Annotated in this window: 18 protein-coding genes; 11 read left to right on the top strand and 7 right to left on the bottom strand. The window is 60.6% G+C overall.

What is annotated here, in order from left to right; all coding sequences use genetic code 11:
• Positions 1-21 precede the first annotated feature (21 nt).
• The 4 genes from LRS11_RS01245 to xseA form a co-directional block, all read right to left on the bottom strand.
• A complete protein-coding gene (locus LRS11_RS01245; RefSeq protein WP_260495193.1) occupies positions 22-777 on the bottom strand; it encodes an ABC transporter substrate-binding protein in 756 nt (251 codons plus the stop codon).
• A 107-nt stretch (positions 778-884) separates the two neighbouring features.
• The gene (leuA, locus tag LRS11_RS01240; RefSeq protein ID WP_260495192.1) at positions 885-2,555 is read right to left on the bottom strand and encodes a 2-isopropylmalate synthase; all 1,671 of its coding nucleotides are present in this window, start codon (positions 2,553-2,555) and stop codon (positions 885-887) included.
• A 281-nt stretch (positions 2,556-2,836) separates the two neighbouring features.
• On the bottom strand, positions 2,837-3,655 hold the full coding sequence (locus tag LRS11_RS01235) for a peptidoglycan DD-metalloendopeptidase family protein (protein WP_260495191.1): 819 nt from the start codon (positions 3,653-3,655) through the stop codon (positions 2,837-2,839).
• Between the two features lie 51 nt (positions 3,656-3,706).
• Positions 3,707-5,086 (bottom strand): exodeoxyribonuclease VII large subunit, encoded by a 1,380-nt coding sequence (xseA, locus tag LRS11_RS01230; RefSeq protein WP_260496987.1) that lies wholly within the window; start codon positions 5,084-5,086, stop codon positions 3,707-3,709.
• A gap of 106 nt (positions 5,087-5,192) precedes the next feature.
• On the opposite strand from xseA, the gene LRS11_RS01225 reads away from it, so the two are divergent.
• The 6 genes from LRS11_RS01225 (at position 5,193) to LRS11_RS01200 (ending at position 11,406) form a co-directional block, all read left to right on the top strand.
• Positions 5,193-5,744, top strand: coding sequence for a sugar ABC transporter ATPase (locus LRS11_RS01225; RefSeq protein ID WP_260495190.1), 552 nt, complete (start codon positions 5,193-5,195; stop codon positions 5,742-5,744).
• Positions 5,745-5,851: 107 nt separating this feature from the next.
• On the top strand, positions 5,852-7,321 hold the full coding sequence (gene guaB / locus LRS11_RS01220; protein WP_260495189.1) for an IMP dehydrogenase: 1,470 nt from the start codon (positions 5,852-5,854) through the stop codon (positions 7,319-7,321).
• Positions 7,322-7,403: 82 nt separating this feature from the next.
• Positions 7,404-8,984, top strand: a complete 1,581-nt coding sequence (gene guaA / locus LRS11_RS01215) for a glutamine-hydrolyzing GMP synthase (protein ID WP_260495188.1) — start codon at positions 7,404-7,406, stop codon at positions 8,982-8,984.
• Positions 8,985-9,284: 300 nt separating this feature from the next.
• Positions 9,285-10,541 carry an integrase arm-type DNA-binding domain-containing protein gene (locus LRS11_RS01210; protein ID WP_260495187.1) on the top strand — a complete coding sequence of 419 codons (1,257 nt, stop codon included), beginning with the start codon at positions 9,285-9,287 and terminating at the stop codon, positions 10,539-10,541.
• A gap of 60 nt (positions 10,542-10,601) precedes the next feature.
• Entirely contained in the window at positions 10,602-10,877 is a 276-nt protein-coding gene (locus LRS11_RS01205) for a hypothetical protein (RefSeq protein ID WP_260495186.1), read from the top strand.
• A 4-nt stretch (positions 10,878-10,881) separates the two neighbouring features.
• A complete protein-coding gene (locus tag LRS11_RS01200; RefSeq protein ID WP_236269784.1) occupies positions 10,882-11,406 on the top strand; it encodes a helix-turn-helix transcriptional regulator in 525 nt (174 codons plus the stop codon).
• 14 nt (positions 11,407-11,420) lie between these two features.
• Here the strand turns inward: LRS11_RS01200 and LRS11_RS01195 are convergent, their stop codons facing one another.
• The 3 genes from LRS11_RS01195 to LRS11_RS01185 all read right to left on the bottom strand — a co-directional run bounded on the left by LRS11_RS01195 (position 11,421) and on the right by LRS11_RS01185 (position 13,727).
• Positions 11,421-11,603, bottom strand: coding sequence for a helix-turn-helix transcriptional regulator (locus tag LRS11_RS01195; protein ID WP_260495185.1), 183 nt, complete (start codon positions 11,601-11,603; stop codon positions 11,421-11,423).
• Positions 11,604-12,026: 423 nt separating this feature from the next.
• On the bottom strand, positions 12,027-12,818 hold the full coding sequence (locus LRS11_RS01190; RefSeq protein ID WP_236269782.1) for a hypothetical protein: 792 nt from the start codon (positions 12,816-12,818) through the stop codon (positions 12,027-12,029).
• Positions 12,819-12,824: 6 nt separating this feature from the next.
• On the bottom strand, positions 12,825-13,727 hold the full coding sequence (locus LRS11_RS01185; protein ID WP_260495184.1) for a WYL domain-containing protein: 903 nt from the start codon (positions 13,725-13,727) through the stop codon (positions 12,825-12,827).
• 90 nt (positions 13,728-13,817) lie between these two features.
• Between LRS11_RS01185 and LRS11_RS01180 the strand changes: the two genes are divergently transcribed.
• The 5 genes from LRS11_RS01180 to LRS11_RS01160 all read left to right on the top strand — a co-directional run bounded on the left by LRS11_RS01180 (position 13,818) and on the right by LRS11_RS01160 (position 20,532).
• On the top strand, positions 13,818-15,011 hold the full coding sequence (locus tag LRS11_RS01180) for a metallohydrolase (RefSeq protein ID WP_260495183.1): 1,194 nt from the start codon (positions 13,818-13,820) through the stop codon (positions 15,009-15,011).
• A complete protein-coding gene (locus LRS11_RS01175; protein ID WP_260495182.1) occupies positions 15,008-17,263 on the top strand; it encodes a Mov34/MPN/PAD-1 family protein in 2,256 nt (751 codons plus the stop codon). The genes LRS11_RS01180 and LRS11_RS01175 overlap by 4 nt, the downstream gene beginning before the upstream one ends.
• Positions 17,264-17,308: 45 nt before the next feature.
• Positions 17,309-18,379 (top strand): ComEC/Rec2 family competence protein, encoded by a 1,071-nt coding sequence (locus tag LRS11_RS01170; protein WP_260495181.1) that lies wholly within the window; start codon positions 17,309-17,311, stop codon positions 18,377-18,379.
• Between the two features lie 85 nt (positions 18,380-18,464).
• Complete coding sequence (locus LRS11_RS01165; RefSeq protein ID WP_260495180.1) at positions 18,465-19,790, top strand: hypothetical protein; 1,326 nt, start codon at positions 18,465-18,467, stop codon at positions 19,788-19,790.
• Positions 19,783-20,532, top strand: coding sequence for a chromosome partition protein MukE (locus LRS11_RS01160; protein WP_260495179.1), 750 nt, complete (start codon positions 19,783-19,785; stop codon positions 20,530-20,532). The genes LRS11_RS01165 and LRS11_RS01160 overlap by 8 nt, the downstream gene beginning before the upstream one ends.
• Positions 20,533-20,534: the final 2 nt, after the last annotated feature.

Here is a 20,534-nt window from a genome sequence, read left to right as displayed (position 1 = left end):
CGCAGCAACAGGCTACGGGCGTTACTGCTGCAGGTAGTGGTCGTAGATTTCCTGGTAGCGGCCCGTGGCCTTGAGGTTTTCCAGACCGGCATTGAAGTCGTCACGGATCTGCGGGTCGCGGAACACCGGGCGGTAGTCATCGGGATCGATTTCGGTGAACTCGTGCATCTGCACCGACTTGGCCTTGAACAGGGTGGTGCGCTCCAGCAGCAGCTCAAAATAACGGAAGATGCTGCGGTCGCTGAGTACCACGTCGTAGCGGGCCTTGTTCAGACCGAGCACCTGCAGCTCCTGATTGTTCTGCTCGAAGTACAGGCCGGCCTGTTCGCTGGCGGCCAGCCATTCCGGGTAGCGTTTGGCCGCACCCTGGAATGCCACCACGCTCAGGCCCTTGAGGTCTTCCGGTTGCTTGATGCTGAGCTTGCGGCCTTTGAGGGTGACGAATACGTTCTGGTAGATGACCGCCGGATTACCGTAGTGGGCGCCGATTTCGCTGAGATCCTGGCCCAGGTCGGTCATCGCCGCATCCACTTCGCCCTGGCGAAAGGTCAGCGGTACGCGGGCCAGTGGGTAGTAGCGCGGTTTGAGCTGATGGCCCTTGAAGGCCAGGGCTTCGCCGATGATTTCCAGTTCGATGCCGCTGTCGCTTTCGGGGAAGCAGAACGGCGGAATCTTCTCGCCGAAGGCCATCACTACGTCGGCGGCGTTGCTCAGGCTGGTGCCAGCCAGCAGCAGGCCGAGCAACAGGCAGCGGGGTAGCAATCCAGATTTGCGCATCAGCGGTCTCCACCAGCAGACAACAACCTGCAGTCTAGTTAGGACGGTTGATGCGCACGGAAAAAAGGGGGAGCCTGAGCTCCCCTTTTTACTAACAACTGTATGAATCAGGCAGCTTGCACTTCGGCCTGGCTCATGGCGCGGTTGAGCGCGCTGAACAGGGCACGGAAGGTCGCCGTGGTCAGGTTCTCGTCGATGCCGATGCCGTGCAGTGGACGCCCGCCGTTGACGCGGACCTCGATATACGCCGCGGCCTGGGCATTGGTGCCAGAGCTGATGGCGTGCTCATGGTAATCCATGATCTCCACGCTCAGCGGCAGGGCGGCGACCAGCGCCTCCAGCGGGCCTTTGCCGGTGCCGTGCTTGCGGCGCAGCTCGCCGCCTACGGTAACGTCGATGTCGACGTTGCAGATGCCGTTCTCTTCCTGCAGGCGATGGCTCTTCAGCACGTAGGGGCTGTTGGCCTTGAGGTACTCGTTTTCCAGCAGGCCGTAGATCTGCGCGGCGGTCATTTCCAGGCCGAGGCGATCGGTTTCCTTCTGCACCACCTGGCTGAACTCGATCTGCATGCGGCGCGGCAGGCTGATGCCGTATTCCTGCTCGAGGAGGAAGGTGATGCCACCCTTGCCGGACTGGCTGTTGACGCGAATGACCGCCTCGTAGTCGCGGCCGATGTCGGCCGGATCGATCGGCAGGTACGGCACTTCCCAGATACCGTCCGGGTCCTGCTGGGCGAAGCCCTTGCGGATCGCATCCTGGTGCGAGCCGGAGAACGCGGTGTGTACCAGGTCGCCGACGTAGGGGTGACGCGGGTGTACCGGCAGCTGGTTGCACTCCTCGACCACCTTGCGCACGGTGTCGATGTCGGAGAAATCCAGCTGCGGGTCGACGCCCTGGGTGTAGAGGTTGAGCGCCACGGTCACCAGGCAGACGTTGCCGGTACGCTCGCCGTTGCCAAACAGGCAGCCTTCCACGCGGTCGGCGCCAGCCATCAGGCCCAGCTCGGTGGCGGCCACGCCGGTGCCGCGGTCGTTGTGGGTGTGCAGGCTGAGCAGCACGCTATCGCGACGGTCGACATGGCGGCCGAACCACTCGATCTGGTCGGCGTAGTTGTTCGGCGTGGCGCCCTCGATGGTGGCCGGCAGGTTGAGGATCAGCTTGTTCGCCGGGGTCGGCTGGAATACGCCGATCACCGCGTTGCACACCTCAACGGCGAAATCGATCTCGGTGGAGCTGAACACTTCCGGCGAGTACTCGAAGCCCCACTGGGTTTCCGGCTGGGCGGCGGCCAGGCGCTTGACGATCTTCGCCGCTTCCACGGCAATCTCGACCACGCCGGCCTTGTCCTGGTTGAAGACGATGCGGCGGAAGCTCGGCGCGGTGGCGTTGTAGTAGTGGACGATGGCTTTCTTGGCGCCCTTGAGCGACTCGAAGGTGCGGGTGATCAGGTCTTCACGGGCCTGGGTCAGCACCTGGATGGTCACGTCATCAGGGATGTGGCCGCCTTCGATCAGCTCGCGGACGAAGTCGAAGTCGGTCTGCGAGGCGGACGGGAAGCCCACTTCGATTTCCTTGATGCCGACCTTCAGCAGGGTCTTGAAGAAGCGCATCTTCTTCTCGGCATCCATCGGCTCGATCAGCGACTGGTTGCCGTCACGCAGGTCGGTGGACAGCCAGATCGGTGCCTGGTCGATGATCTGATCCGGCCAGGTGCGGTCCGGAATGTTGATCGGAGTGAAGGGGCGATACTTCTTCGATGGGTCTTTGAGCATGGTCATGGGGCTAATCCTTGGTCGGCGGCAGGCCGGAGATACGAGGTGTTGGCGAACGCAGGGAGTTAGCCGCGCAGTCGTGGACTGACCAGGCGCAGGCAGGCGTGTTGGCGCAACAGAATGAGGGTGTGAGAGCTGTTCATGGGTAAACCCTACCGGCAGAGGTTAAAGCTGGCAAGGCTTGCCGGAAAAACGCTGATTTAATGCTGATAAAGACGAATATGAAAATAATATTGCTCAATTAGGTCTGCGGCTTTGGTTGGGTTGCGCGGCAGACTTTGCCTTTCTCAGGGTTTGAACGCGCCGATGAAAATCGCCGGGTCGACCCGCGCATCGTTGAGGCTGACGTTCCAGTGCAAGTGCGGGCCGGTGGCGCGGCCGGTGCTGCCGACTTTGCCAAGCAGGCCGCCGCGCGCCAGCTCCTGGCCGAGTTGTACATCTACCGCTGACAAGTGACAGAACATGCTGATCAGGCCCTGGCCGTGGTCGATGAACACAGTCTTGCCGTTGAAGAAGTAGTCGCCGATCAGGATCACCTTGCCGGCCGCCGGCGCCTTGATCGGTGTACCGGCCTTGGCGGCGAAGTCCAGGCCGGAGTGCGGGTTGCGTTCCTCGCCATTGAAGAAGCGGCGCAGGCCAAAGGGGCTGGAAAGCGGGCCGGCGACTGGCTTGTCGAACAGCAGGTTGCTCGGCTGGCGTGGGCTGAATTGCTGGTAAGCGCTGGTCTGCTCGGCCAGCTCGCGCTCGATGCGCTTGAGGTTGGTCGGGTTGGGGTTGACCTGCTCCGGGTTCTTCAGGGTGATGCGCTGCTCGCGGTAGTGCTTGCTGCCGATCTGGAACTCGATCGCCAGACCGTCGACCAGCGCTTGCGCCGGGCCGGGCTGGCTGGTCAGTGGCAGGCCGATGATGGCGATCCACTGCTGGCCGTCTTCCTTGACCGTCAGCACCGGTTTGCCCTGGAAGCGCACTTGCGGCGCACTGGCGCTGCTGCCGAGCTGGAGTACGGCGACACCGCCCGGTACTGGCTTGTGCAACAGGCGGCTGATGAAGCCTTCGGCGTGGACGGGCAGGGCGAGGCAGAGCAGCAGGAAGGTAAGCAGGCGCATGAATGGCAGTCCAGCGTAGGGTGGAGGGCGCGTTACCCATCCCCCGTGGGGTTAGTCGAGCAGCGATAGGGTCACCGGCGTCAGGTGGTTGTCTTCCACCCGTACCACCAACTCGCCTTCACCGAGCCTGGCCTTGAGGCGCTGGCCGGGTCGGGTCTGCGCAGCACTACGGATGGCCTGGCCGCGTTCGTCGAGGAGGATGCTGTAGCCGCGGCCGAGGGTCGCCAGCGGGCTGACGATGTGCAGGTTCTGCATCAGGCTGGCGAGTTTTTGCCGGCGCTCGCGCAGTTGGCCGAGTGCGGCGCGTGGCAGGCGTTCGGCCAGGCTGTCCAGGCGCTGGCGCAGTAGGGCCAGGCTGCGCCCTGGATGCTGGGCGGCCAGACGTGTGTCCAGGCGCGCCAGGCGTTCGCCGCGGCTGTGCAGTTGCTGGGCAAAGGCGCGGCGCAGGCGCATGTCCAGGTCGTCGAGGCGCTGAGCCTGTTGGCGCAGACGTTCGCCGGGGTGGCGCAGACGCCGGGCCATGCCGTCCAGGCGCAGGCGTTCGTGGGCAAGGCGGCCCTGCATGCGCAGCAGCAGGCGGCGCTTGAGGTTGTCCAGGCGGTGGCGCAAGTCGCTGCTGTCCGGGGCTAGCAGTTCGGCGGCGGCGGAGGGCGTTGGCGCGCGTACGTCGGCAACGAAGTCGCTGATCGATACATCGGTCTCGTGGCCGACGGCGCTGACGATAGGCGTCTTGCAGGCGGCCACGGCGCGCGCCACGGCTTCCTCGTTAAAGCACCAGAGGTCTTCCAGCGAGCCGCCGCCACGGGCCAGGATCAGCGCGTCGAAACCCTGGGTGTCGGCCAGCTGCAGGGCGCGGACGATTTGCGCGGTGGCTTCGCGGCCCTGTACGGCAGTGGGAATCAGGGTCAGCGCCACCTGCGGCGCACGGCGGCGGAACACGCTGATGATGTCGCGGATCACTGCGCCGGTCGGCGAACTGATGATGCCGATGCGTTGCGGGTGGGCGGGCAGAGCGATCTTGTTCTCGGTGCTGAACAGGCCTTCGCCGGCGAGTTTTTCCTTCAGCGCCTCGAAGGCCAGGCGCAGGGCGCCGTCGCCGGCCGGCTCGACGCTATCGAGGATCAGCTGGTAGTCGCCGCGGCCCTCGAACAGCGAGACCTTGCCGCGTACCTTGACCGCCAGGCCGTCGCGCAGGGCCTGGCGCACGCGGCTGGCGTTCTGCCGGAACAGCGCGCAGCGCACCTGAGCCTGGCTATCTTTAAGGGTGAAATAGAGATGCCCGGACGCCGGCTTGGCCAGGTTGGAGATTTCGCCTTCGACCCAGATCTGGGCGAACACGTCCTCCAGCAACAGCCGCGCGCGGTTGTTGAGCTGGCTGACGCTAAGCACATCGCGGTCGAGGCCGAGGCGTTGGAACGGGTCGTTGATCATGGTCGGCATGATAAAGGCTTTGCCGGGCCGGCCATAGGTCGACGGCGTTGACCGCCGCGCAGCAGTCGCTAAGCTGCGCGCCTTTGAGTGAGAGGCGAAGCCTGCCATGAGCGAGAACCAGGCGATTATCGTGCCGCGCATTTCCAGCTTTCCCGGTCATGAGGGGCGGGCGCGGGTGATCCTGCGCTGGCTGGCGCAGCTGAATGTCATCGAGGAGCAGCCGAGCACCTGCGGGCGCAGTTTCAATCGCATGGCCTATGCCATCGCCCCCGGCGCGCGACGGGTGGTCGAGCAGCCGCAGCTGCTGCCTTTCGGCCAACCGATCAACGGCCTGGAGGTGGTGAGCAAGCGCTGCATCTATACCCCGACCGAGGATTTCGCCGAGGAAGCGGGTTGCCCCGAGTGTCGTCAGGAGATAGGCGAGGCGCTGTTCGACAGCCTGGAAGAGTGGATGCCCGGGCACACCGACAACTTCCGTTGTCCACAATGCGGCCATGAGGACGACATCAACGGCTTCCTGTTCCTGCAGCCCTGCGCCTTCTCCAACCTGGGTTTCATCTTCAATAACTGGGGCCCGGCAACTTTCAAGGAGGGCTTTCTCGAGGAGTTTGCCGAGCGCCTGGGTTATCCCGTGGCGCTGGTGCGGGTTGTGCTTTGAGCGTCGGGCGATGAGCGTGCGCGGCTAAGTCATTCTTTGCATTGAGTGAGTGGGGCCTGCTGGGTATAATGGCGCGCTTCCAATTTTCCCTCCCGGGAGCCCCCGCCATGCTGCGTATCAGTCAAGAAGCCCTGACCTTCGACGACGTTCTTCTTATTCCAGGTTATTCCGAAGTTCTGCCCAAGGATGTGAGTCTCAAGACCCGCCTGACCCGTGGCATCGAGCTGAATATCCCGCTGTTGTCAGCAGCCATGGACACCGTCACCGAAGCGCGCCTGGCTATCGCCATGGCTCAGGAAGGCGGCATCGGCATCATCCACAAGAACATGACCGTCGAGCAGCAGGCTGCCGAAGTGCGCAAGGTCAAGAAGTTCGAGGCCGGTGTGGTCAAGGACCCGATCACCATCGAAGCCGACGCCACTGTGCGTGATCTGTTCGAGCTGACCCGCCAGCACAACATCTCCGGCGTGCCGGTGCTGAGCAATGGCGACCTGGTCGGTATCGTCACCTCCCGTGACGTGCGCTTCGAGAACCGCCTGGACGTCAGCGTGCGTGAAGTGATGACGCCGAAAGAGCGTCTGGTCACGGTCAAGGAAGGCGCCACCAAGGAAGTCGTGCGCGACCTGCTGCACAAGCACCGTATCGAAAAAGTCCTGATCGTCGATGACGCCTTCACCCTGAAGGGCATGATGACCGTCAAGGACATCGAAAAAGCCAAGGCCTACCCGCTGGCCAGCAAGGACGATCAGGCCCGCCTGCGCGTCGGCGCTGCCGTCGGCACCGGCGCCGATACTGCCGACCGGGTTGCTGCACTGGTTGCCGCTGGCGTCGACGTGATCATCGTTGATACCGCCCACGGCCACTCCAAGGGCGTGATCGACCGCGTGCGCTGGGTCAAGCAGAACTTCCCGGAAGTCCAGGTGATCGGTGGCAACATCGCCACCGGTGACGCCGCCAAGGCGCTGGTCGAAGCCGGTGCCGATGGCGTCAAGGTCGGTATCGGTCCGGGCTCGATCTGCACCACGCGCATCGTCGCCGGTGTCGGCGTGCCGCAAATCTCCGCCGTGGCCAACGTCGCCGCTGCATTGGCTGGCACCGGTGTGCCGTTGATCGCCGACGGTGGCATCCGTTTCTCCGGTGACCTGTCCAAGGCCATCGTTGCTGGCGCCTCCGCCGTGATGATCGGCTCGATGCTGGCCGGTACCGAAGAAGCTCCGGGCGAAGTCGAGCTGTTCCAGGGTCGTTCCTACAAGGCCTACCGCGGCATGGGCTCGCTGGGCGCCATGGCGCAGGCGCAGGGCTCGTCCGACCGCTACTTCCAGGACTCCTCGGCCGGTGCCGAGAAGCTGGTGCCGGAAGGTATCGAAGGTCGCGTGCCGTACAAGGGCGCGATGAGCGCCATCGTCCACCAGCTGATGGGCGGCCTGCGTGCCTCCATGGGCTACACCGGCTGCGCCACCGTCGAGGAAATGCGCACCAAGCCGGAGTTCGTGCGCATCACCGGCGCCGGCATGGCCGAGTCGCACGTGCATGATGTGCAGATCACCAAAGAAGCACCCAACTATCGCGTTGGGTAATTCCCGGCAGTTGAGATGAAGAGACACGGGGCTGTTCCAATCAGCCCCGTGTCATTTGTGAATTCCGCTACGAGAGACGGCCATGGCTCACCCTGACATTCACGCCCACCGCATCCTGATTCTGGACTTCGGTTCCCAGTACACCCAGCTGATCGCCCGCCGCGTGCGCGAGATCGGTGTGTATTGCGAAATCCACCCGTTCGACATGGAGAACGACGCCATCCGCGCCTACGCGCCGAAGGGCATCATCCTCGCCGGCGGTCCGGAGTCTGTGCACGAGGCCAACAGCCCGCGCGCGCCGCAGGCGGTGTTCGACCTGAATGTGCCGATCTTCGGCATCTGCTACGGCATGCAGACCATGTCCGAGCAGCTCGGTGGTCGTGTGCAGGGTTCCGACCTGCGTGAGTTCGGCTACGCCCGCGTCGACGTGGTCGGCAAGAGCCGCCTGCTCGATGGCATCGAAGACCACGTCGACACCGACGGCGTATTCGGCCTCGATGTGTGGATGAGCCACGGCGACAAGGTCACCGAGATCCCGGCCGGCTTCCACATCCTCGCCAGCACCCCGAGCTGCCCGATCGCCGCCATGGCCGACGATGTGCGCGGCTACTACGGTGTGCAGTTCCACCCGGAAGTGACCCACACCAAGCAGGGCGGGCGCATCCTCTCGCGCTTCATCCTCGACATCTGCGGCTGCGCGGCCCTGTGGACCCCGGCCAATATCGTCGAAGACGCCATCGCCACCGTGCGTGCCCAGGTCGGTTCGTCCAAGGTGCTGCTGGGCCTGTCCGGCGGCGTCGACTCCTCGGTGGTCGCGGCGCTGCTGCACAAGGCCATCGGCGACCAGCTGACCTGCGTGTTCGTCGACAACGGCCTGCTGCGCCTGCACGAGGGTGATCAGGTGATGGCCATGTTCGCCGAGAACATGGGCGTCAAGGTCATCCGTGCCAACGCCGAAGAGCTGTTCCTTGGCCGTCTGGCTGGCGTCAGCGACCCGGAGCAGAAGCGCAAGATCATCGGCGGCAGCTTCATCGAAGTGTTCGATCAGGAAGCCACCAAGCTGCAGGACGTGAAGTTCCTCGCCCAAGGCACCATCTACCCGGACGTGATCGAGTCGGCCGGCGCCAAGACCGGCAAGGCCCATGTGATCAAGAGCCACCACAACGTTGGTGGCCTGCCGGAAGACATGCAGTTCAAGCTGGTCGAGCCGCTGCGCGAACTGTTCAAGGACGAAGTGCGCAAGATCGGCCTGGAGCTGGGCCTGCCGTACGACATGGTCTACCGCCACCCGTTCCCAGGCCCGGGCCTGGGCGTGCGCATCCTCGGCGAAGTGAAGAAGGAGTACGCCGACATCCTGCGTCGCGCCGACCACATCTTCCTCGAAGAACTGCACAACTTCGACTGGTACCACAAGACCAGCCAGGCCTTCGTGGTGTTCCAGCCGGTGAAGTCGGTCGGCGTGGTCGGTGACGGCCGTCGCTACGCCTGGGTCGTCGCCCTGCGCGCCGTGGAAACCATCGACTTCATGACCGCACGTTGGGCGCACCTGCCCTACGAGCTGCTGGAGAAGGTCTCCAACCGCATCATCAACGAGATCGAAGGCATCTCCCGCGTCACCTACGACGTGTCGAGCAAGCCGCCAGCGACCATCGAGTGGGAGTGAAATCAGGTCCTTCGGGGACTATCGGTACCTATCGATAAGATGCTGTAACGTGTTGATTTGAAAGAAAACACGTCACGGTATCTATCGGTGACTATCGCCAGGCAGCAGAATGGTTTGGCGGTAGCGGTGACGGTAGGAACCGGAGGTCGGATTAAGACCCTCCCGTTTACTATCGAGACCAAACCGGTCTTTGACGGTAAATCTCTCCTTGGGAAAGCTTCTGTTACGCGGCTTTCCCGGCATCAGCAGGTCTCCTGACCCTTGACGGTAAAAGCCGTCATGAACAGGAGAAAAACCTCGATGCTTACCGACACCGCACTGCGCAATCTCAAACCCAAGGCCAAGCCGTACAAGGCTTCCGACCGCGATGGCATGTACGTGACGGTATCGCCTAGCGGTACCGTCACCTTTCGCTACGATTACCGTCTCAATGGACGCAGGGAAACTCTGACCATTGGGCGGTATGGCCCAGTGGGCATTTCGTTGGCCATGGCTCGCGAAAAGTTGCTCGATGCCAAGCGCATGGTCGCCCAGGGAAACTCACCCTCCCTGGAGAAGCAGAGGGCCAAGCGACGCCTGACAGCCGCCAAGACGTTCGGCGAGATGCTGAAGAGCTGGCTGGCCGATGCGCGCATGGCCGACAGTACGCGGGCAATGCGCAAGAGCATCATCGACCGCGACATTCTGCCGGTCTTCGAGAACCGGCTCCTGACTGAAGTCACTCCTGACGACCTGCGGGCACTCTGTGCCAAGGTAAAAGCTCGCGGTGCCCCGGCCACGGCCGTCCACATTCGTGACATCGTGAAGCAGGTGTATGCGTTCGCGGCCCTGCATGGGGAGAAAATCGACAATCCGGCCAACGATGTGAAGGCGGCCTCGATTGCCACCTTTGTGCCGAAGGACCGAGCGTTGACTCCGACGGAGATACGCCTGGCTTTCCATCAGTTGGAATCCATCGCGGCGTACCCCACCATCAGGCTGGCCTTGCGACTGGTGCTGCTGACCCTGGTGCGCAAGAGCGAGTTAATCGAGGCGACCTGGGATGAGGTGGACTTTGAAAGCGCCACCTGGACGATCTCAAAGCAACGGATGAAGGGGCGTAATCCGCATGTGGTCTACCTATCACGCCAGTGCCTGGACATTTTCGTGGCACTGCACACCTGTGCTGGTGGCTCCAAGTTCGTGCTGCCATCGCGCTATGAGATTTATCGCTGCATGTCGCACGCAACGTTGAACCGGATCACGCAACTTATCGCATCGCGTGCCAAGGAGGCTGGACTGCCGTTGGAGCCATTCACGGTTCACGACTTGCGCCGGACGGGCTCTACGTTGCTTAACGAAGTAGGCTTCAATGGCGACTGGATCGAGAAGTGCCTGGCGCACGAGGATGGACGTTCTTCGCGATCGGTCTACAACAAGGCCGAGTACGCCGAGCAGCGGCGCCACATGCTGCAGGAGTGGGCGGATATGGTCGATGCCTGGATCGAAGGTCGCACTCATGTGCCGAAACTGTTGCCGGACAATGTGGTCGTGCCGGTGCTGAGTGCTGCGGTTTAAAGGAATGGCAAGGTTGTCAGTTGACAACCTTGCTGGTTATGCCAATACTGGAGATCACTGATGGCCCGTCCCTCTCATCCGAAGAAAGAGGTCGAGGAAGTACTGAGGTACGCCGAAGAGCAGGGCTGGCGCGTGGAAGTAGGTGGAAGCCATGCCTGGGGGCGGATCTACTGCCCTTACAACGATGAGGAGTGTCGCTGCGGCGAGTTCTGCATCACCAGCGTATGGAGCACGCCGAAGAGCCCTGGCAATCACGCACGCGCCTTGGGGCGTGTCGTGGACAACTGCACCACGCACCGTAAGCAGCAAGAAGCCGCGGACGGTGCTGAGGAGTAATACGATGGAATATACCTTTACTCTGAAGTACCAACTTGCCGACGATGATCGTGACCCGGATGCGCTGGTCGAGCGCCTTGGAGAGGCCGGTTGCGATGATTCTTTGGTCGGCATCGGCCAGCCGGGGCGGTTGGCGCTGGAGTTCACCCGCGAAGCGGACAGCGCAGATGCGGCTGTGCGCAGCGCACTGGCTGACGTGCGCAGAGCCGTACCGTCGGCCAAATTGATCGAGGTAGCCCCGGATTTGGTCGGTCTGACCGACGTGGCGGAGATGGTCGGCGTGTCGCGGCAGAACATGCGCAAGCTCATGCTGGCCCACCCAAGCAGCTTCCCAGCACCTGTGCATGAGGGCAGTGCGTCGATCTGGCACCTAGCGGACGTATTGGCCTGGCTGCAGGCCAAGGGCAGCTACGAGCTGGCCAGGGAGGTTCAGGACGTGGCGCGCGTGGCTTTGCAGGTTAACGTGGCCAAGGAAGGTCGACGATTATCGCGCTCGACTTCCGGGGAGTTGGAAGCCCTTGTTGGTTGAGGCCGTCACTGGCCTCATTCTTGGTCTGCGCCCGCCCGAACAGGGCGGGTTTTTCTTAGGCGGACATCCGGCCTGCTGATGTTCGTGCGAGGTGCCTGCTTGCGTTCCTCAATCCACGCTTCGACCTCGGCCAAGTCCCACACTACGCAACGCGGTGTCAGGTTGAAGCGCCGGGGGAACTCTCCACGGCGTTCCATTTCGTAGATCGTCGTTTCGGACAGGGGGGATGATCTGTCTCAGCTCTTGCCGCCGAATGGTGCGCCGGAAGGGTAGGGGGCTGCGTTTCGGAAACTGCGGCAGTGCCTCGTAGGCATCCGTGCCAGGCATCGGAAGAGACTGGGCGGTCTCGGAGATTGAAGCACCGGGCGTAGGCGATAGATGTTCCATCTCGGACTCCATGAGTCTGGCTGGATGGGGGTATCGTGCGATTCAGTGCTTATCGGGACAACCTGCTGCGGCGTACAGGGGCAGGCTTGGTGCGATTATTGGCTGCTTGATATCTTTCAGTGATGTTATTTCATCGCTGATGTCGTGGCAGCTCTCCAGTTAGTTCGATCCAGCTCCCTTATCCCCGCAGCCCAACCGGCTGCACGTGAAGAGTGCAGTCGGAGGGTGGGGTGTCATTCTGTAGGTGTCGATTTTGGCGCTTTCTTTCGTGATGCTGAAGAAGTCAGTGACGGTAAACACTCAAATAGGCGTTCCGCATACACGAATCCCATACGTCTGACGGCACTCTGATCGAAATACAGCAGCCAGGCCGCAAGTAGCGCCATCGAAATAAGTAACGTCAAGCCAGCGGCGAGCCCCGGGTCGGCAAAGTGTACGGGGAAAAAATGGGGAGGCGTTATCTGCAGAACCTTTGCAATCAGCAATCCGTAGAGGACTCCCAAGAGGCTCGACACGATGCCGACGGGCTTCATTGCCAGCATATTGCGGTGAAATCCGTAGGCAATATTCTCTTTCAGCAGAAGTTGCTTATTGGTGCGCGTGAGTTCGCGAAGTCGCTTGGTTGCTCCAATGTAGGTATCGTCTGCTTTGTCAGGGTTCGCTGATTCTTCTTCTGCCGTTGGTATATCAATACCCAGTTTGGTAGTGATCGCGGAGTGGTACCTCTGCTTGCTGACATTATCGAGAAAATTGTCGCGATGCCGCAGAGCTATGGTTGTAGGCATGCCTCCCCATTTTTTAACTAAAAGCTCTTCAAGCTTTTTGCCGCGCCCGCGTGCCACGCTCGCAAGCGCGTAAATGGCACCGCAGCCGCCAAGTAAACCGATAACACCTGTGAGCACAGGGTGCTTTGCTCCGTATACGCATATCAAAGGGACGAGCAATGGCAATGCCACGAGAAGACCTGGAACTACGCGAGCCTTGCGCTCGTACGGGTCTTTAACTAGTTCGAAAATTGTTGTCATGGGATGTCAGGCCTGAGCTGTCAAAGCATCGATGTAGGGTTGGATTTCATCGCGATTTCTCAGCGTGATCTGTTGCGCGAGAGGATCTGGCGCTTCCTTGGTATGCAAGCCCAAACGCCTTAGCGTGTAGTACAGAAATGCTTGACGACAGGGAAGTTTGACCTGCCCGTCTTCCATGCCGTAGTCCAGTTCCAAGACTCGTTTCTTGGTTGCAGGCAAATCGGGATGCGGCGCAAGCACTAGCGTCAGCACGGTGTGCCAATGCGCATCCTGGCTGGAGTCCACATGGCTCGGCTCGAAATCTTCGATGCGCAAAATTCGGGCGAGAACAAAATCGCTGAAGCGCTGACGCTTGTGGCAATACGCGCGCACATGCCAGCGGAAACCGTCATTGCCAAGAGCGTGCGGCGAAAGTAACCGGATTGATTCGTCCAGAGACGTCATGGACTGGTAGCTCACTCGAATAGCTTCCTGCTGCCGAATGGCTCGGACCACTGCTTCTACGGTCTGCTCATTGATCGTGCGCCAGGGGGAAGGTGCCCAATCGGTCTCGGGCGCTGAGCCGATAAAGGTGGCTCTCGGTTCGACAATTCCCATCTTGGTCGCCAGCAGTTCCGCTAGATAGCGTTGCGCCGAGCTTCGTTGGTAAAGCGGCTGAAAATGCAGAGTGGCTGTGTAGGTCTTGGAGCTGCGGTCATAAGTCAGATTGCTCGGTGCCAACTCAGTGTATTTGGCAATGTCCAGTGATGCCTGAGGAACCGATATGCCAAAGTGCTCGGTGAGATCCATCCGATTGATGCGCCGCTCCCAGCGCAGACGAAAATCGATGAACTGGAGTCTGCTCTCCAAGCCCCAGCTCAAGCCCTTGGACTCAGAGGGTTCGGCAGTAGTAATCGAGGTTTCTTTCATGGTGACCGCCTAAAAAGTAGACGGATATAAATAATATCCGTACATTAAATATACGCGACTACTCCTTAGGTCGTCTACCTGGAGACCCAGATGCCCACAACCATCACGTTTTTCCCCGTAGACAACGGGGATATGGCCCTTATCAAGTTCGGCGATATCGACGTAACCACCCTCCTGATCGACGTAAACATCAGGCAGGATGCCGACGACCCTGATGGGGAGGCGCGCGATGTCGCCACGGATCTGCGCGACCGTTTGAAGAGGGATGAAAACGGTAGGCCTTATGTCGATGCGTTCTTGCTGAGCCACCCAGACCAAGACCATTGTCGAGGCCTGACTCGGCACTTCCACCTGGGGCCGCTGGACACGTACCCAGATGACAAGAAGGACGACAAGGACAAAAAGATCGTGATCCGCGAGATGTGGTCGTCCCCGATCGTGTTTCGACGCGCCAGCAAGACGCACACATTGAGCGACGACGCCAAGGCATTCAACACGGAGGCGCGTCGGCGGGTACAGCTGAACCGCGACAAGAATTTTGCCGTCGGGAACGGTGACCGTATTCAGATCATGGGCGAGGACATCGACGGAAAGACTGATGATCTCACTCCGATTGTGCGGAGGGTGGACACGCGCTTCTCGACGATCAATGGCAAGAGTTCCGCATTCTTCTCCGCGTTTCTTCTGGCGCCCCTGGATGCCCAGGACGACGAAGAAGAGGAAGAGTGCCTGGTCAAGAACCAGTCGAGCGTGATCCTGAACATCACATTGGCTGCTGATGCGCAGACGCCAGATGGTGCGAAATTCCTTACTGGCGGCGATGCTGAGGTATTCATCTGGAACCGCCAGTGGCAGCGCCACAAGACCGAAACCGATGTGCTTGAGTACGACATCATGCAGGTACCGCATCACTGTTCCTGGCATTCGCTGTCCTATGACAGCTGGTCCGACTACGGCGAGAAGGCCAAACTCGACGCCGACGCTCGTAAGGCGCTTTCGCAGACGCGTGACGGTGCTGTCATTGTCGCCAGTTGTAAGCCGATTGCAGACGACGCCAGTGATCCGCCCTGCATCCGTGCAAAGCGAGAGTACGTAGCAATCGTGGACGAAGCAAAAGGCGAGTTTTACTGCACGGGCGAATACCCGAGCGAAAAATCTGTCGAGCCTCTAGTGTTTATCGTCACCGCTCAGGGTGTGCAGCCTCCCTCGAAGAAGGAGGCTGGATCGAAGGCCGCAGCCGTGATCACCTCAGCGCGCACTCCCATGCCGCACGGTGCATCATGACGGACAGCATCGCGGACGCACTGCATCAACTTCAGCGGCATCGAGGCCTTGTCCGCGTTAAGGAGCCAAGGATAAGCGGGGAATCGACGCAGATTGAAGTCGATGTTGCTGTTGAACTGCCGAGCCGGTCTCGGCGCAATGGCGTATCCGAGACCGGCGTGCGCTCGGTCGAGACATGCGTTCTGGTATTCGGCAGTGACTGGCCCCTATCCGCGCCCAAGCCTTTCTTGCGTACGGACTTCCCGCTCAAGTTGCCACACATCAACCCCCACCGCGAAGGTGAGCTGGTCTCACCTTGCCTGTTCGAGGGATCTTTGGACGAGCTACTGCATCGATTTGGCCTGGATGCCATTGTCGATCAGTTGATTGATTGGCTGCATAAAGCCGCAGCCGGGACTCTGCTGGACCTGGAGCATGGGTGGGAGCCGACGCGTCGAGACAGTTGCCCTTCAACCGTTGTGTTTAGCGCTGAGAAGGTCGCGGCCGCGGCTCCCGCTGACGGCACTATTTTGGTGGTCCCCGCCGGATACGTGACGATTGATGGCGGGCTATACGCCATCGTCAACGCCGAACTGACCGCACAAGTCGATCCTGTGTTTTCCCAAGATGTTCACAACGACAAGTTGGGTAAATGGGGAAATGGCCATGCCGCGGTCTTCATTGCGCGAGCCCCAATGGTCGGCGGCCACCCGCATGTGGTCGGCCACTACCAACCCGAGACGGTTGTCGATCTCGCGACGTTGTTCGATCGAGCAGCGGAACTGGGTATTGATCGCGACGCTTTGGCCCAAGGCCTGGACGGCTACTACGGACGTTCGATCTTGGATATGCGGCAAGACTCGCGTGCCTGGACGCATGGCTTGTACGCGATTGTAATTCTGACTGTACAGCGGCCTGCGTCGCTTGTTGGCTCTCCAGGGAGAAGTGTCGAGGTATTGCCCTACGTGGTGCGCTATGAGCTCAACGCTCAATCGCTCCTGGATCGAAATGCCACGGTTCACCCGGCCTTCCACGCGCATGCGTTATCTCCCGAACTGCTGGCAAGGACGTCCGGCATTCCAGCGGCGCCCACATCGCAGCCGCTGGTCATGCTCGGCTGCGGAAGCGTAGGGTCGAAAATCGCGATGCACCTGGGGCGAGCCGGTTTCGGCTCAATGGCTTTCGTCGACAACGAATCCATGTCGCCTCACAACGCAGCACGGCATGCACTCATTGAGAGGGCATCAGTGCTGGTTCCACCTCGGAAGGTGGCTCTGATGAAGACGGCCTTTGAGGAGCTGTCGCATCTTCAATCGCGCGCGTTCGACGCCGACGCAGTGACCCTCCTGGTCGATTCGGCACAGTTCGCCACAACCGTTCCGCAGGATGCAGCGCTCATCGTGGACGCAACGGCTTCACTTCAGGTGCTGGCCGCAGAAACACAATCGACAGCGCTGGATCAATCACCTGCCCGGCTGGTACGGATCGCGATGTATGGTCAGGGCCGCTGTGTTGCAGTTTTGCTCGAAGGACCTGGTCGCGCCGGTCGGGTTGATGACCTCACGGCATTCTTGTTCGAGTGCTGCCGATTTGTGCCGGAACTGCGTGCGTCGATTGCCGGTGATACATCCGAGCCGACGCGTATTTTTGTGGGTGACAACTGCCGCTCACTGACCATGCCAATGTCTGATGCCGTCGTTTCGCGGTCTGCTTCACTTGCTGGGCTACAACTGGAACGCTGGCTCGTTGACGGGCTTCCGGAGGAAGCGACGCTTTGCGCTGGGATCTCGGATGCCGAAGGCCTCGGCATAGCATGGACCCGCGCCAGCCTTGGCACCACCACTGTGCTCGATGTAGCGGACGATGGTGGCTGGAACATTCGGATTCTGCACACGGTCGCGCAAGCGATCCATGCTGATGCGCTGCGCTGGGGCGCGTTGGAAACAGGCGGCGCCTTGGTCGGCCGCATCTCGTTTGAAAATCGAACCATCATCATTGCGGGGCTTGTTGACGCACCGCCAGACAGCGTTCGAGAGGCCGCACGCTTCGTTTTGGGCACCGATGGGCTTGTTCAAAATTTGCGTACTGCGAATTCGGCCTCTTTGGGATATCTCGCCTTTATCGGCACTTGGCACAGCCATCCGAAAGGCGGCGCTCATTCGGGTATAGACCGACATACGTTACGCGGCATCGCCGAGGATGCTGGTGGCCTTCCTGCTGTGTCGTTGGTATGGACTCCGACAGGACTCACATGTGCGGTGGATCGCTGGTAGGTGGAAAACCACCGGCACTTCGTTGGTATTAGGCAAGAGGGATGTATGGCTGACTACTTTGAGATCGATTTTCTTGGCGTCGAAACAGCGAAGAGCGGGGATGCGATCACGCTGCGCTACTCGGTAAATGGCACCGAAGGTATACATGTGGTTGACGGTGGTTATCTGGATACCGGGGATCAGATCGTTGAGCACCTGAAAACCTACTACGGCACAACAGTTATCGATCACGTGATCCTCACGCATCCGGATCGCGATCACGCCAATGGGCTTCGAAAAGTCTTGGAACAATGCTCGGTCAGGAATCTCTGGATCAATAGGCCGTGGATATATGCAGAGCAATTGATAGATCGCTTCGAGACCTATGAGTCGGTGGAAGCGCTGAGGCGGAAATTACGTTCTGTCTACGATGCCACTGCAGCTCTTGAGGATATTGCGGTTGAGAAGGGAATCCCCATTCATGCCCCGCTTCAGGGGCAGAGCATCGGCCCCTTCACGGTGATGGCACCGACGCTAGGTCGCTACATGGACTTAATCGTGGATTCCACGAAGACACCTGAAGCTGTTGAAGAAGGTGCCATGGATAGTGCTCTGAGCAGCATTTTTCGGGCAGTTAAGGCTGCGACCTCCTACATCAAATCCTTGTGGGGCGACGAGTATTTTCCGTCTGCGCCAACTAGTCGTGAAAATGAAATGAGTGTAGTGCAGTCGGCTGTCCTGAATGGCCATCGCGTCATGCTTACTGGCGACGCCGGGCGTGAAGCGCTGCAAGAGGTGATTGACTACGCACCTTTTGCGGGACTTACGTTGCCCGGCATTCGGTATTTCCAGGTGCCGCATCATGGCGGGCGACACAATGTTTCGACTGAGATTCTGGATCAGTTGGTTGGCCCAAGGTTGGACAGCATGCCAGACAAACATACCTGGAATGCCATATGCAGCTCTGCCAAGGCGGATGAGGATCATCCACGGAAGTCGGTGATTCGCGCTGTACTGCACCGGGGTGGGCATTGGTCAGCAACCGAAAGTCAGAACATACGCATCGGGGCAGGCATCACCCGTGATGGATGGGTATCAATTCCCCAAGCAGCGTATCCCGAAGAGCAAGAAAGTTGAGCCTAGTAGAGGGGCGGCCCTGCTTTCCAGGCTCCAGAGCATGGGCAGTCTATGTCCCATTTATCTGTAGTAGGTCTGAGGCTCAATGAAACCACGGTCATTCATTCGCGCCCTTGGTGACTGCTGGGACATCGTAAGTACCATCTGGTCTCGCTACGAAACCCGCACCCTGACCGAGCGCGAACTGCTGCATATCGTACGGCCGTTCATTGTCGGCACCGACCAGCCTGAGCAGGTGGCAGTCAAGCGCATGGTCGATATCGGCATCCTTTCGGAGTTCTCCCGCGGTGGGCGGGGCTATTCGCTGAACCTGCAGATCGTGCCCTTTGTGCAGTTTTTGCTCGATGAGCAGAGTCTGGGCTTGATCGAGGAGATCAGCGCTAACGCCAACAGGCTCGAGGGGCACCTTGAAGAGCTGGCTGCGGCCCTGCTCAGCGGTCGGCGCACGGGCTTTTTTGCCAAGTCCCAGGAGATGCAGTCGCGCTTTCAGACGTTGCGCCGCATGGTTGAATCTAATAGACGTGCTATCTACGCGCTGGTGGACAAGGCCAAGCGCTCGGATCAGAGCCAGCCGCTGGCCGAGCGCTATGAGCAGGTGATCAAGGCCTGGGACGAGTACGTGACACCGGCGCTGCAGATGAAGAGCATGGGTGGGCCGTTCGATCTTTCGCTCATGCGCATCAAACGCACCCTGCAGGAGTGGCAGCAGGACCCGGCGCTGCACCTGCTGAGCATGGATGATGCCCGCTACGAAATAGACAGCATCCTGTTTCGCATGCTCGATTTTCGCGAGAGCCTCAATCATTCGATCGAGAACATGGCGAGCCATCTGGCGCCGCTTGTGCGCCAGGCGCAGATCAATGCGCGCATCGCCCAGGGAGCGGCGCTGGGACTTCAGGACCTTGGCCACCACAGCAGCCAATTGACGCGCAGTGACACTCTGGCCCTGCCGCCGCGCAAGCGACGCGTCCACAAGCCTGACCAGGATTCGCTGCAGGCCTGGTGGGCGCAGCTCAAGGAGCTGCAGTCGATTGCCCCCGACGCGATCCTCGTGCGCGCCCCCTCGGCCGCGGCGCTCGAGGCCCGCGAGCGCCGGGAGATATCCCCGCAGATGCTCAGCTGGCTGAAGCAGCAGCAGCCTGTCGAGGATGTTGTCGCAAAGCTGATGGCTCAGTACCCCAAGGCCCGGCCCGACTCGGTGCTGCGCGTGCTGACCCGGCTGACGATGGAAGATAAGACTGCACCTTTCATCCAGCGCCACGACGACATGCAGCACTACCAATTTGAGGAACTCGAAATCCGCATGAACCGGCGCTCATACAATGCCGAACCGGCCCCGCGGCGACCGGCCCCGATCGCCTTCTACAGACATTACGAACCCTTGCCTACCCGGGAGCCCGCCGATGGATGATCTGCCTCAGGCCGAATCTGCCGAGGGTCTCGAGCTGTCGCTCGAAGATCGCGTGCGCGATGCCAGACACTATGCCCAGCGCCTCGATCGCGAGCTCAGCCTGTTCCCCCGGGTTGTCGAAGCGCTCGAGGCGGGGCGCTTTATCAGCAGCACTGACCGGATCAAGGAATATCGCGAGCTGTCGCGCTTTCAGGACACCTACGAGGTGTTGTTGCGCATGATGGGGCATGAGCTGCGACATCACCCCACAGGGTTCTACTACCTGCAGCCGCGCGAGATGAGCCAGGCCCAGCTGCCCCAGCGCGAGCGCATGGCAGCAGCGGCGATCTTCTCCTTGATCGAACACTTGTGCGACAAGGGCCTTCCGATCGAATCGATGATCACCCATGAAGAACCGATCATCCTCGACGACCTGGGAGCGATGTTCAACCAGTACCACGACCGGCTCACCCGTCTTGGACTGGGCAGTGTGGAGTCGTTCATCGACAACGGTATTCGCCGGCTGGTCGACGTCGGGGTGATGAATGAACGCCGTCTCTCCCAAGACAAGGTCGCCTACACCCTGGGCCTGCCGGCCTACTTCTACCTCGACATCTGCCGGCGCCTGGCTGACCAGCATCAGCAACAGCTCGAGGCCAAAGAGCGTGGGGAAGACTATTCCTACAGCGACCGCTCAGTGGACGAGCTGGCAGACGACTTTCTGAATACCCAACCCGACGAAGACGACGAGACCCCGGAGTAACG

Source organism: Pseudomonas sp. J452, from assembly GCF_024666525.1.
Taxonomy (GTDB): Bacteria; Pseudomonadota; Gammaproteobacteria; order Pseudomonadales; family Pseudomonadaceae; genus Aquipseudomonas.
This window is presented reverse-complemented; position numbering and strand designations above follow the sequence as displayed.